Below are 13414 nucleotides of genomic sequence, written 5' to 3'. Positions count from 1 at the left end.
TAAGCATAGAATAATGATTTATTTAAAATTAATTATTAGTTATTGATTGATCACTAATAATTGAACGGATTATAGGAAAAAATAGGTTAAAATGCCCTTTATCCTGCATTAACGGGCAGTAAGACCCCCACCTCAAGATTCAGAGAGAGTATTGTCCAGTTCCAGTGGCTAGAATGTTCGGTGGGAGATAAACTGCCCGTAAAAGCCCGATTGGTGAGGGCTAATAATCAGTGGGGGATGAAGAAAACCCCCACTGATTAAAGTTTCACTTTATAAGCAAGAGTATTTATATCGAGAGGATGTAATCACATTTATTTAGGCTAACGGATGCAGATTTAGTTACATTTTCTTCTCCATAATAATGATTAAAAACTGAATGAAAGGGCATGATTGTTGAGCAGAATAAGTAGAAAATAATCAAACTTTATTTCAAAGTTGCAACAGTGCTTGTCCATGAGAGGAGAAATTCTGCGTTCTGTTTGTCCACTAAGTTTCGCATATATAAAGAACTTCACGGTTTGCGCTATGCACGGTACCGTGGAATTCAAAAGGTTAAAGCGCAAGTAGTGAGAGGTTATTGAACCATATTGTTCAATAACCTCTTTTTTAGAATGAAAAACAATTGAATTTTCTCAATTTATGGAATAAGATGAAAATATTATATATTTCTTCGTATTAATATATAAAATACATATTATTTAAGGGGTCTACAATGCAAAGAAAAAGACTAAGAGATTTAGATATTAATATTGGAAAATTAAAACCAGGAACATGTAATGCGATTACAGATGTAGAGGGTGTAATCGTCGGTCACAAAACGATTTTAGATAAGGATGTTTGTTCCGGACTTACCGTTATTCTACCTAACAACGGGAATCTAGCTGGATCGCACTTTCCAGCAGGATTTTTTTCTTTTAATGGAACGGGTGAATTCACAGGAAGTCATTGGATTGATGAAACAGGTACTTTAGTAACACCGATTGTTTTTACTGGTAGTCATTTACTTGGATTAGCACATCATTTTCTTTCACGTGTTACAAGAAGAATCGAAAATTTAGAGCCTTTCTCAAATGGAATAGTAGCAGAGACGTGGGATGGATGGTTAAGTGATTTAGAAAAAACATCCATGACATACGAAGATTTAGAAGAAGCAATCCTTCATGCTAAATCTGGCGTAATCGAAGAAGGAAATGTTGGCGGCGGTACAGGAATGATTTGTTTTGAATTTAAAGGCGGTATCGGTACTTCTTCTCGCATTATTGAATGTGAATCCGGGACTTACACAGTTGGTGCTCTTGTACAAACCAATTTTGGTAGAAGAGAAGATTTTATTATGAATCATAAACCTGTTGGCAGTATATTAAATGAAATGGAAGTACCATTACCGTGGAGTACCCCAGAAAATGCAGGTTCTCTTCTCGTTACAGTAGCAACGGATGCACCGTTATTACCTTCACAATGCGAAAGAATATCAAAAAGAGCATCGCTAGCAATGGCTAAATTAGGTGGTATTGGAGAAGAAGGGAGCGGAGACTTCTTCCTGACTTTTTCAACTGGGAATTGCTATTCTTACGATAATGAAACACCTTATCCTATCAATATGTTTCCATCAGAACAGTTAGATTTTATTTTTGAAGCAGCGATTGAATCTGTTCAAGAAGCAATTGTTAATTCTATGTGTATGGCAGAAACTATAACAGGACAAAAAGGGAGAAAAGTACATGAACTGCCGTTAGAGCGATTGGTAGAAATCTTAAAATCTTAAATTGGCAATGTATTATCATCGACAAGGGGGACTTTATGTTTTATAGACGAAAGTTTTATATTGTAAAAAGCGAATTTGTCGAGATTTTTAACAGGCACTTTAATGAAACAAACTTACCGAATCAATTGAAATATGGTTCACGGCTAGTAGGTCGATGGATGAAGGATAATGAAAATGATACCGTTGAAATTTTTGCTATATGGGAATATGACAGTTACGAGGATTATGTAGAAATTGAATCCAAAATTAGAAGTGACGAGGCTCACCTGAAACGAATTCATGACTGGTACGAAAAAAACGGTGGAAGAGAGCATGTGTTGAATGAATTTATACTGGAAATGAGAAACGAGGCTTTAGAATCAACTGTAATGGACGATGAGTGACATATAAACAAGGATGTTATACGTTTTTCGATTTTAAGAATTGGAGGGGCATGTATGTTTTCTCATGATCAAAACTGCTTTATTTGTCAGAAACATGAAGGAAATATATCCGTACCAGGCGGTGTCATTTACGAAGATGACTTTGTCTATGTTGGACATGTTTATTGGGAGGAAGAGGAAACATATTTAGGCTATCTAATGATCGATACGAAAAGACATACACCAGGATTAGCCGAATTAAGCGAAAAAGAAGCGCAGGCATTTGGGCTCATTGTTAGTAGAGTGAGTCGTGCCTTAAAAGAATGCGAAGGTGCAGAACATATTTATGCATTTGTATCTGGAAATGGTGTACCGCATATGCATATGCATCTTATTCCGCGCTATCCGAACACTCCGAAAGAATTTTGGTCTCCAACAAAAGTTGCAACTTGGCCAGGGGCGCCTCTAGGAAGAGAAAAAGAAATCGAACAATTATGTGAAAGGATTAAAATGTATTTGGTGAATGAATATGAATATAATGGATAAACCTCAGCAGTTTTCATGGGTAGGGAATAAAGAGATGTGTATCGATCAAATAAAAATTGATCAATGCAGCAATGTAATCATCGGGAGATATGGCGGAAACAAAACCGCTGGTGCTAAAAAGAACGAAGACGGAGCATTAGTATGGGCACATAACGACTGGGAACTCGCTATGATTTTAGATGCTCATTATAGCGCGGAAAGTACAGCATTATTAGTGCAAACGATGCAAAATGAGTTTTCTAATCTAAAAGTCTTGTTAGACGAACCGATAGAAACAGTATTTAAATCTGTGGAAAGACATATATTATCTGTTTTTCAATCTGAATCATTTCAACAATCTTGTCAGCGTATAAAAGGAGAGACGGCTTGTTTAATTTGTGTACGAAAAGCAAATTATCTCTGGTGGTTATCCGTTGGGGATTGTTTAGTATATCTTTTGCATGATGAATTACATAAATTAGGTCAGTACACTCTGAATCAACGAAACTTCTATGAATGGGTTGGCTTTATCAATACATTTTCATTACCAGTTCCTTGTTATTCATCTGGAGTTCGAGAGTTGCGAACAGGGCATAGCCGTATTGTAATGGTAACAGATGGTCTATTAGAATGCGGGGAACAATATTACGAAAAACCATTTAATTTATATACTGATCTTTATGCAAATAAAGAGAATATCCAGCTAACCGAGTGTATTGAAAAAGCATTACAACATGTACACCAGCAGCATGGAAGAGATAGTGCGACTATTATAAGTTGGGATTATATAAATTCTTTACCATCTACTTATCCAAGCGATCAAATATTTCAAAAATAAAGCTTAATTCTTATAAAGAAGGGGAGTAACATGGATTTAGAAATAGTTTTTGAAGAATTTCCGATTTTGGAATCTACGAATTTAGTATTAAAGAAGATTGAAGATGTTCATTTACAGGACGTATATGCAATCTATAGTAACGATAAAGTATTTGAATACTGCGGAATTATCCCGAAACACAATTTGAAGACGGTAAGTAAGATGATTCAACACTTTGAGAGAGACTATAACAAACAGAGTAGAATTAAGTGGGGAATTTTTCAAAAGAATAATAGTGATACATTAGTTGGAATTATTGAAGCGATGGATTTTAATCGAAAGGTAAATATGGTCACAATCGGATACTTTTTAGCTGAAGGATACTGGGGGAAAGGGATTGCATCTGAAGCGGTTCATGCAGTTGTAAAGTTTTTATTCGAGGATGTCCATATAAATAGGATACAAGCTGAGGTTATGCCAGCAAATGATATATCAAAGAAAGTGCTTTTAAAGAACGGATTTATAAAGGAAGGATTATTAAGACAAGCTACATTATGGTCTGGGAAGGGAATTGTTGATTTAGAAATATATAGTGTTCTTCAAGAAGATTATAACTGATGTAGATAAATTGTAACTACTCATTTCCTCTATGAAAAAAAGGCAGAACAGCATTTTTCTAAATGGTGGAGAGGGACTGGCTATGTATAGGAGTGGTCAGGGCCTTTTCCTGCCACGCGCAAAGTTTTAAAACAAAGAAAGATAGCAAGGTGCATTGCCATTTTTATCTTCATAATAGCAATCTATATGATGAAAAATGAAAATAGCTTTCTATAGGTAATAAGAAGCGTATTTTCGCTGGAATCATACTCCTTACCAAACTTCTAAATGAAATGTATGGCTGAGTAGTTACGATAAATTTGTAATACCCTGGAAAAACAAGTGATGACCTTTTTCGTGAAGTTAACTATGTGATAAGAAACAGTCATCATTTATTCTAGGCGTTTGTAATAAAATGATACAAGAACATTCATGGTCAACTACCCACCACTTAAACGCTAACACGTTTTGAAGTGGAGGCTTGAAAGAAGCCTTGGTTGTCTAGCCTCAGTCTTTTGTGGACTCCGTTCGTAGGTTGCATACCCAAGAATGATTCCCTAGTTCTTGGCTCTATGGTGGCTCTGTAACAGTTCTGATTGGGAAGGAACGGTCAACCACAAGCCTTCTTTTATAAGAAGTTGCCAACATCTACAAACATTGGCGAAGGGAAACAAACTCTTAGGAGGGACAAAACATATGTGTATTTGTCAAAAATTTAAGGGGAGAACCGCTCATGCCTTGCAGTCATCGCAGGGCACGAATTCTTCTCGAACAAGGAAAAGCAAAGATTGTTGGATACACTCCGTTTACAATTCAATTGCAATATGCAACAGGTGAAGCGGTGCAACCCGTCACAATCGGTATTGACAGTGGTGCAAAGCATATCGGCATTGCAATTACCACTGAAGACAAAGTATTAACAAAAGGGATCATCCAGTTGCGTCAGGACGTCAAAGAAAACCTTACATTGAGAGCTACATTACGCAGAGGGAGAAGACAACGAAAAACAAGGTATCGCAAAGCACGTTTCCTCAATCGGAAAAAGAAAGAGGGATGGTTACCTCCATCGATTCAAAGTAGGGTGGATAACCAAATTCATTGGATTGAAATCTTTTGCTCATTATTACCATCTCCAAAAGTGATTGTCGAAGTAGGAAAATTTGATGCACAAAAGCTAAAAAATCCCGATATACATGGAACAGCATATCAACAAGGAGATGCTTTGGGCTTTTGGAATACGAGATATTACGTATTTGCAAGAGACAATTACACCTGTCAAATTTGTAAGAAGAAAGGTGGCATTTTGCATACGCATCATATCATCGAACGCTGTAATGGTGGCTCAGATATAGCAGATAACCTTGTCACAGTACATGAAGAATGTCATCAAAAATTCCATCAAGGGAAACTTAAACACACTTTCAAGAAACCAAAACAATATAAAGAGACTGCTTTTATGAATATACTGCGTTTACAAATCATGAATCGTTTAGATTGTGACATTACGTATGGGAGCTACACAACATTGAAACGAAAAGAATTAGGTTTATCAAAAACACATGTAAATGACGCGATTGCGATTACTAATCCAACACAAATACAAGGATATGATCAAAGCGGTGAATTTTGCATCAAGCAATTTAGAAAGAAAAAACGTTCTCTACATGAAGCAACCGCAAGAAAAGGAAGGAAAACAAAGAATACAAGTGCAAAACGGAACAAGAAAAACACACCGCATGTAAATGGAATCTATTTAGGTGATAAAGTGAAAGTATTTGGACAAGTAGGATTTGTGGCAGGGTTTACAGGGAAAATGGTATACGCACAAGATATACATGGACACTATATACAAAATCCTGTGAAATCTTATAAGCAAGTGAAGGCATCAGATATAGAATGTATACACCATACGAACAATTTGCAATTCTTACAAATCAGTTAGGCGATGCCTAACCGAAATTCATCCCCACCTTACCGCGGGGCTCTTGCTCGTCACGCGCTTGAAGATAGGGACTTCTTTCGAAAATACGTTAAACGGAGGAAGAAGAATGCATCAAAACGATCGGAAAAAGAAATGGAACGACTTTTCCAAAATAATTCCGCATTCTCTTTTAGATGTAAAAAATGAACTAAAGAAAAAATGCGAACAAAAACAACTTCCCGTTAAAACATGGAAGTTAACAGAAGAAGAAACAATGCTAATTCATAAAATTAAAGAACAAACAAGTGAACACAACAAAAATAATGTGACGCGAACACATGCTTATTATCGTTTTTACCGCCGATACCCAGAAATACAATGGGCATTGCTTGGGCATATGGTATCGCGTAATGGCGGTTGGAATATGACCGATTTAAGAGGGGAGTTATATACTAGACTATTGTCAGAAAAAGATCAATTCACCTTCTTTTCTTTTTTAGAACGAGGGAACTGGTTAATCTTCCAGGATGTATATCCGCAATTTTTGTTGTACGAACAAAGTGTAAAAAGATCAAAAAATTTGTTCTATCTTCTACCTTTTTTTCATGTATCAACGTTTATGGAAACGATATGGAACTATTTTTGGAGCACAGGTGACCGCTATACATTAGCCATTGCCACCGTTATTAATGAACAAAGCTATTTAGAAAAAAGGGTTATTCAAAATGAACATTTTAAAAAGACTGTACTGAATAGTATTACATTCAAACTTTACGATTTTTTCCGCTTTAATCATATCCTCTTTCCATTTTATAAAGATGAGACTAAACAAAAAACATTGCTATTTGGTGATACGATGAAACATTTTACTTCCCTCCATGAACGAATTCTACTCGGAAAACGATTATACTCACTATTATTTCGCCGCGAGAACATCTTACGAAGAGTAATAAACTGGGCTCATGATCATCCACATACTGGTTCACGAAAAGACTACTGGCCGCATTTGTTTTATGATGTAAACGAATCATTTTCCCGTGCATTTTATGAACGTCGAATAAAAAATTGCCAATTAAGAAAAGGTGCGAGCCGCTTATATAGCCCGCGGTTAATATATGCATGGAAAGATCGTAATCATGAAGAAGCGGAAAATAATGATTGGTTTGAAGACTGGCGCATAATGGATTATTTGATTGATAAGGGAGAAAGTATAGATGGAGAGATTTATAACGAATACTGCAAAACGCTTGAAAAAATTGAGCTTGCCATCTTGGTCAAAAAAAATGTCTTGCTCCGAGAAGAAGCAGAGGAAGAATAACTATAAAGCTATTGTAGCCACGATCCTTCTTTCTTGTTTAATCGGAACATATTTAGACTTATTGTTTGTCAGTAAACAAATGTACGCCTTTCCAGTGAGGCCATTCCCGCATATATTTACAATTAATATCGCATTTACGTTATTCATATTACCTATTTCCACTGCTCTTTTTGTGTGGATTATGAAGATGTTACCTACATTTTCAAAAATCATATTTATCATTTTGATTGGACTTTGTATGAGTATTTCTGAACGATTTGCGGAACAGCTAGGATGGTTCACTCATAACGAATCATGGCATCATTCTTATTCCATTTTTGGATACATGATTTTCCTGCTGTTTATATGGAAGTTCTATCGTTGGTTTCAATAGGATATGTATGAATATTGTCGGTTTGAAACAAGGATTTACTGTTAATAAGAAATTCGTATCGTTTTGAAAAGAGGAATAATTTATTCAGATAAAGAATATTGAGAAAAGTGACGATAAGGGGGCGATTGTATAGCTAATCATGTAGAAAGTCTATATAACTATCATGTATGGGCAAATCAACGGATTTTTAATCATCTTAAGACACTTTCTCCTGAGAAATATCAAGAAGAAATAAAAAGTGTCTTTTCCTCTATCTCAAAGGTTTTGTCTCATATCTATTTGTCAGAATATCTATGGCTTAATATCCTTGAAGGTCATAGTATGAATGAGGCGATGCAATTATCACTTCAACTTCAAGAAAAGATTGAGAAACTATCCATCGAAGATTTAGAAACAGAATTTCACACTTTAACGACTCGTTTTATTTCCTTTTTGAACAGACAGGAAGATATAGAAAAGAGCATTATGCTGGATAATCCATATGCAAGAGTAAGAGAAACAAGTCTATCTGAAATGGTCTTACACGTTGTGAATCATGGAACCTATCATAGAGGGAATATTTCAGCTATGTTGCATCAGTTGGATGCTTCTTCCGTTATGACTGATTATGCTTTTTATTGGTATTCAGAAGATGCTATTCATCAAAAATAGGCAAGAGAAGAGTAATCGATTTTTTCTTAAAAAATCGACATTTGGTTCGGATTGAGAGTTGTTTATACGGCTCTTTTTTAATAAGTATGATTATTGCGTAAAACATCTAGAAAATGATCAAACTTTTTATAAAAACTAAATTTAAAGCTATATTAATCCTAACGGTGTAAAAGTTATAAATATTAAAGAAACAACAAGAATAGAAAAAACAGTGAGCTGTAAACTCACTGTTTTTTCAAAATCAATAGGCTTTGTTAAGTAGTATTGTTGTTTTTCAGGTATAAAATACGGGAACGTCCGATTTGGACGTTCCCGTTCTTATTCCATTAAAGCACCCTATAATGGAATAACTGTAAAGCTAATGAAGCTTTTTAAAAGCTGCGTTTCCCTGCCCAAGCTCCTTGCATTTTACTTAGGAATACAATTTGCCCAATATGATATGCGTCGTGCAATGCTAAACTCTTCAGTTCAAGCACTAATGATCTTTCTCCAGGGATGTGTCTATACAAATCTTCATATTCTGATTTTGCTAGTATTTTTTCAAGTTCACGATGAACATAAAAGTATTCTTGTTTTGTTTTCTTCCAATTTTGAAACGTCTCAGTTGGTAATCGAAATGTAGATTCATTATCTTCTGCCTGGGGTTCATTCGCTGTTTCACCAAGAAATCGCATCAGAAGTCTCTTTTTATAGAAAAGTAAATGACAAACTAATTCCCAAATGGAATTCATTTTCCCCTCAACTGGTTTCCAAATTGCCTGTTCAAAAGTAATATCCTCTAGCACTTTTTCAAGTGGTGGAAACCAGTCTTCTTCATCTAAGCAGCTTGCCCATTGTTGTAACAAAAGTGTCTTTACATCCATTTTCTATTCCCTCCAATTTAATCCCTTTAATAGATAATCCCTTTGGTCAAAATTCATATGCGGCGTGTTGTAGATAGCTCACTAATTAAGGTGTCATGCCAATTCATTGTTCAATTAAACTGGCCCTTTAACAGAATAATGAACGTTCTGTTGTTTTGAAAATTCTGATAATATTAGTTTATCATAAGTTGTGTTAACTGAGAAAGAACAACTGTCTAAAACCATTTTGGTTATCGTAAAGTTATCTTTTATATGTTTGATGGTGTCTTCATTATGGGGATCTTTTTGAATACTTAAATGCTTAAATTGCCGGTTTGAAACAAAGATGAACCGTTTGTAAGAAAGTCGTCCCGTTTATAAAAAAGATGAACTGAAATAACTTATCTAAATGGTATTTATTGTATTTTTTTGGACAGTTGTGCTAAAATATAACCATGAGTATAAAAAATAAAACAAACGAGCAAAAAGAAATGTCATTTATCGGAAAAGCCCGTAGAGCTCAAATTGTGGAATGTGTGATTGAGACAATCACTGAAGTTGGTTATGCACAAGCTTCTTTGGGACAAATTGCTAAACGAGCAAAAATAAGTAAGGGGGTTATTTCTTATTACTTTACAAACAAAGAAGAACTTCTCGAGCAAGTTGTAATTGATTACTATATAGCTTGCCAGTCCTTTATTTGGCCGCAAATCGAAGCTCAAACGTCCCCAAAAGGAATGCTTCAAACGTATATTGAATCCAATCTGAAATTTATAGATGAAAATCGAAAGCATGTATTCGCTGTTATAGAAATTGTTTCGAATGAAAGAACAGATGAAGGAAAACTTCGGTTTGCAGCGAAACATGATGATACTATTTTTCTTCCCATTGAAAATATTCTACGTTTAGGTATGCAAGAAGGAGTATTTCGAGAGTTTTTCGCAATGTCCTCAAGGGTAATGGCGTTAACAATCAGGCATGCTATCGACGGGTTTAGCCTGGAACTAATGAGAAATCCGGATCTTAATGTTAAAGATTACACTAAAGAACTTATCACGATCTTTGAGCGGGCAACTCAAAAGTAACGTATCACCCTAAGGAGGGGGAAGTACATGATATTTTATGAGGTTATTTGTTTTTGTTGTAAAAATGTATTTCGGGTATATGAAGGAACTAAAAAATATAAGCAATTCAAAAAAAATCCGAAAGGGAAATATTGCTGTGACGAATGTAGTCATAAAATACAACTTGAAGCAATAAAACATTTTTTTAGATAGTGGTAATATCTACTAGGTCTCATCATACATTGCCATCAACTTAAGAAAACAGATTGACCCTTATAAGAAAAATTGAGTCAGAACGCTCATATAAAGATATGATTTTAGCTCTGGAGAAAATGGATGAAACAGATGTCCAATCATTAATTCGATACGGAAGAAATAAAATGAAATGTAAAACCTGTTGTTTTCATACAATTTGTTATATTATGAATAAGGGCGCCGCAAAAATAAAAAAGGGGTGTCAAAATGTATGGAATCATAAATTATGAGGTGTTTTTAGTCACGGGAATTCTTTTAAATTTAATACCTGGTGCAGACACAATGTATATAGTAGGGAGAAGTATTTCACAAGGTAGAAAAGCTGGTGTTTATTCTGTTTTTGGTATTATTACTGGTTCCCTCGTTCATACATTATTAGTTGCTTTTGGCTTATCAATCATACTTACAAAATCTATTATTCTATTTAATACGATTAAAATTATTGGTGTGATCTATTTAGTCTATTTAGGAATTAGAATGATGATTGATAAAACAAATGTCAATTTTCAAGCTAGTGCACCTAACAAACTGAACCTTAGAAAAATATATGTACAAGGACTTTTAACAAGTATTACGAATCCAAAGGTTGCTTTATTTTTCATTGCATTTCTCCCGCAATTCATAGATACAAAAGTTTCTAGTCCTGTATCCTTTATCATTTTAGGACTTACATTTACAATTACTGGATTATTTTGGTGCCTATTTATTGCTTATTTTTCTTCCCATGTTACAAAAAAACTAAGAGGAAATGAAAAAGTGGGAATGGTGCTAAATAAAATAACAGGGATAATTTTTATCGGTATGGGGTTGAAGCTGCTTCAAGCAAAAGCTCCTCAATAAACCTGGACTTTAAAGAAATGCCCCCTTGTAGGAGAAAGAAAAAGCCTCTTTAGTTGAACTTTAAAGAGGCTTTTTCTTTGAAGATATTGTAACTAAAACATTTATTTTACTACTTCTTAAGTATAATAATCATACATTTTATACCTAAGTATTGGATTTTATAACTTAACTCGCTCTACAAGATTTTGAATTTGTTCTTTCGCGTTATCCTTATATACGCCTCCGTGATAACAAATGACTGATTCAATATCAAAATCTAAATATTTCTCTAAAGAAGCAAGGGCTGTATTCATGTCTAACGTTGTTCTCTGAACAGGTCCTTGTAAAGAACCATCTACACATATCATCGCATCACCGGCAACAAGGGTTTTGCTTTTCTTTACATACAGGCTAACATGTCCAGGAGTATGTCCCGGTGTATGAATCACTTGAATACCTCCGCAATACGGAAGTTCTTGTCCGTTTTCTAAAATCTGATTTACATTACATTTAGGAGGGTTCGTATATAACAATTGCATTTCTTTCGGAAGAGATGCCCATTCTTCTTTGTTCATACGTTCAGGGTCTGTTTTTATAAGTGGGAATTTCCCCTCGATATATGGTTTATCAAGCTCGTGTGCATACACATTGATTTGATTAGTGGCTGCTTGTAGTAGTTCTGGAAGACTTCCGATATGGTCTATATCTTGATGTGATACAATGACTGCCTTTAATTTTTCAAAAGGAACTCCTAGATCATTCATCGCAGTACGTATTTGTTCTAACTGACCAGGCATACCAGAATCAATCAAAACAGCTTCTTCATCATCCCAGATAAGTGTAGGATGTAAGGCGAAACCTTGTATGTTTAATTCAAGTGTTGCAACTCCATTTGAAACCTTCATTGATTAAGCCTCCTTAGTAAATGTGTTTGTATAGTAGTTAACTGCTACATAGGATAATTTACCACGCTTCACGACTCTAATCAACAAATAAATAATAATAATAACATAAATAAAAATTTTTGTCAAGTATTTTGTTTGTTTTTATTGTTAAGTTTAAATAAAGAGGATTTCCAAACCATATATAGAATATGAAAAAGATATTTTCACACAAGGAGATGTTCACATGGATCTTATATCAAACGTTAAAGGAATTGTTTTAGACTTAGATGGTACGTTATTAAACTCACAAAAAGAAGTATCGAAAAGAAATTTACAAGCTATCCTCGCATGTTATAAAAAAGGAATAACTGTTATTTTGCGACAGCAAGACCCCCGCGTTCAGTAAAAGCCTTTCTTCCTCAGGAACTTCAAGACATGGCAGCGATTGTGTATTATAACGGCGCCTTAATCATCGATAATACATCAGAGTACAGACAACATTATCCAGTTGAATCAGCTATTACAGATGAAATTGTTGAATATGTAATTACTCATCATTCAGATGCTTGTCTTTCTATTGAATCTGAAGATACATGGTATAGCAACAAGACGCTAGATTATAGTAAAGCTATGAATGCAATTGTAAATCCAATTGTAGTTTCGTTAGATGAATTGAAAGAAATTAAGGCTTCAAAATTATTAATCACACAATATCCGTATTACGAGAAATTACAAAAGAAATTTGAACATAAAGTAAACACTGTATGTACCGATTCGGGAACTTTAATTCAAATTATGGCCAAAGGCGTTTCTAAGAAACAAGCCGTAATGGATCTTTGCATTCAAAGTCAAATACCTATGAACAACATAATGGCATTTGGTGATGATTGGAACGATTTAGATCTTTTTCATGCGTGCGGCTTTCCGGTCGCTATGGAAAATGCAATACAAGAATTAAAAGAAGTTGCATATGTCGTTACGAGATCCAACGATGAAGATGGTGTAGCGGAGGTGTTAGAGAAGTTAATTTGTACTGTTAGTAAGGGTTAAAAATGTATTGGAAGAAGGGAATTAGCAAGTGTGGAAAAGAGAATTGAACAAATAATAGAGTTTTTACGGATAATATAGCATAAGGAATAAAACCTCAAATAACATGTTGACAATAGCTATTGTCAACGCGTTAAATACTATGTTAATTTTGATAAATCAAAAGGATAATTG

14 protein-coding genes and 1 pseudogene are annotated in these 13414 nt (G+C 34.7%); 13 read left to right on the top strand and 2 right to left on the bottom strand.

The window, feature by feature from the left end; translation table 11 throughout:
* Window positions 1-712 precede the first annotated feature (712 nt).
* The 9 genes from WAZ07_RS24260 to WAZ07_RS24220 all read left to right on the top strand — a co-directional run bounded on the left by WAZ07_RS24260 (window position 713) and on the right by WAZ07_RS24220 (window position 8329).
* Window positions 713-1765: a P1 family peptidase gene (locus WAZ07_RS24260; protein WP_336474462.1), complete on the top strand. Its 1053-nt coding sequence runs from the start codon at window positions 713-715 to the stop codon at window positions 1763-1765.
* A gap of 35 nt (window positions 1766-1800) precedes the next feature.
* Window positions 1801-2148, top strand: coding sequence for an NIPSNAP family protein (locus WAZ07_RS24255; protein ID WP_336474461.1), 348 nt, complete (start codon window positions 1801-1803; stop codon window positions 2146-2148).
* 54 nt (window positions 2149-2202) lie between these two features.
* A complete protein-coding gene (locus tag WAZ07_RS24250) occupies window positions 2203-2673 on the top strand; it encodes an HIT family protein (protein WP_090914743.1) in 471 nt (156 codons plus the stop codon).
* Complete coding sequence (locus WAZ07_RS24245) at window positions 2657-3490, top strand: protein phosphatase 2C domain-containing protein (protein WP_396550238.1); 834 nt, start codon at window positions 2657-2659, stop codon at window positions 3488-3490. The genes WAZ07_RS24250 and WAZ07_RS24245 overlap by 17 nt, the downstream gene beginning before the upstream one ends.
* A gap of 30 nt (window positions 3491-3520) precedes the next feature.
* A complete protein-coding gene (locus WAZ07_RS24240; protein ID WP_336474459.1) occupies window positions 3521-4087 on the top strand; it encodes a GNAT family N-acetyltransferase in 567 nt (188 codons plus the stop codon).
* 673 nt (window positions 4088-4760) lie between these two features.
* Entirely contained in the window at window positions 4761-6008 is a 1248-nt protein-coding gene (iscB, locus tag WAZ07_RS24235; RefSeq protein ID WP_336474490.1) for an RNA-guided endonuclease IscB, read from the top strand.
* A gap of 106 nt (window positions 6009-6114) precedes the next feature.
* The gene (locus WAZ07_RS24230) at window positions 6115-7305 is read left to right on the top strand and encodes a DUF2515 domain-containing protein (RefSeq protein ID WP_336474458.1); all 1191 of its coding nucleotides are present in this window, start codon (window positions 6115-6117) and stop codon (window positions 7303-7305) included.
* Window positions 7271-7678, top strand: a complete 408-nt coding sequence (locus WAZ07_RS24225; protein WP_336474457.1) for a CBO0543 family protein — start codon at window positions 7271-7273, stop codon at window positions 7676-7678. The genes WAZ07_RS24230 and WAZ07_RS24225 overlap by 35 nt, the downstream gene beginning before the upstream one ends.
* Window positions 7679-7807: 129 nt before the next feature.
* A complete protein-coding gene (locus WAZ07_RS24220) occupies window positions 7808-8329 on the top strand; it encodes a DinB family protein (RefSeq protein ID WP_336474489.1) in 522 nt (173 codons plus the stop codon).
* 371 nt (window positions 8330-8700) lie between these two features.
* Here WAZ07_RS24220 and WAZ07_RS24215 read toward each other — a convergent pair whose 3' ends face one another.
* Window positions 8701-9192 (bottom strand): DinB family protein, encoded by a 492-nt coding sequence (locus WAZ07_RS24215; protein WP_336474456.1) that lies wholly within the window; start codon window positions 9190-9192, stop codon window positions 8701-8703.
* Window positions 9193-9626: 434 nt separating this feature from the next.
* On the opposite strand from WAZ07_RS24215, the gene WAZ07_RS24210 reads away from it, so the two are divergent.
* The 3 genes from WAZ07_RS24210 (at window position 9627) to WAZ07_RS24200 (ending at window position 11330) form a co-directional block, all read left to right on the top strand.
* Entirely contained in the window at window positions 9627-10256 is a 630-nt protein-coding gene (locus WAZ07_RS24210; protein ID WP_336474455.1) for a TetR/AcrR family transcriptional regulator, read from the top strand.
* 27 nt (window positions 10257-10283) lie between these two features.
* Window positions 10284-10448 carry a DUF2197 domain-containing protein gene (locus tag WAZ07_RS24205; RefSeq protein WP_090914723.1) on the top strand — a complete coding sequence of 55 codons (165 nt, stop codon included), beginning with the start codon at window positions 10284-10286 and terminating at the stop codon, window positions 10446-10448.
* 249 nt (window positions 10449-10697) lie between these two features.
* Window positions 10698-11330: a LysE family translocator gene (locus tag WAZ07_RS24200; RefSeq protein WP_090914721.1), complete on the top strand. Its 633-nt coding sequence runs from the start codon at window positions 10698-10700 to the stop codon at window positions 11328-11330.
* 158 nt (window positions 11331-11488) lie between these two features.
* On the opposite strand, the gene WAZ07_RS24195 is transcribed toward WAZ07_RS24200, so the two are convergent.
* Window positions 11489-12214 carry an MBL fold metallo-hydrolase gene (locus WAZ07_RS24195; RefSeq protein WP_336474454.1) on the bottom strand — a complete coding sequence of 242 codons (726 nt, stop codon included), beginning with the start codon at window positions 12212-12214 and terminating at the stop codon, window positions 11489-11491.
* 223 nt (window positions 12215-12437) lie between these two features.
* On the opposite strand from WAZ07_RS24195, the pseudogene WAZ07_RS24185 reads away from it, so the two are divergent.
* Window positions 12438-13243: pseudogene (locus tag WAZ07_RS24185) on the top strand (Cof-type HAD-IIB family hydrolase).
* Window positions 13244-13414: the final 171 nt, after the last annotated feature.

Source organism: Bacillus bruguierae, from assembly GCF_037104725.1.
Lineage (GTDB): Bacteria > Bacillota > Bacilli > Bacillales > Bacillaceae_G > Bacillus_A > Bacillus_A bruguierae.
Note: the sequence above shows the minus strand (reverse complement) of the source record. Positions and strands in the feature narration are given on the sequence as shown.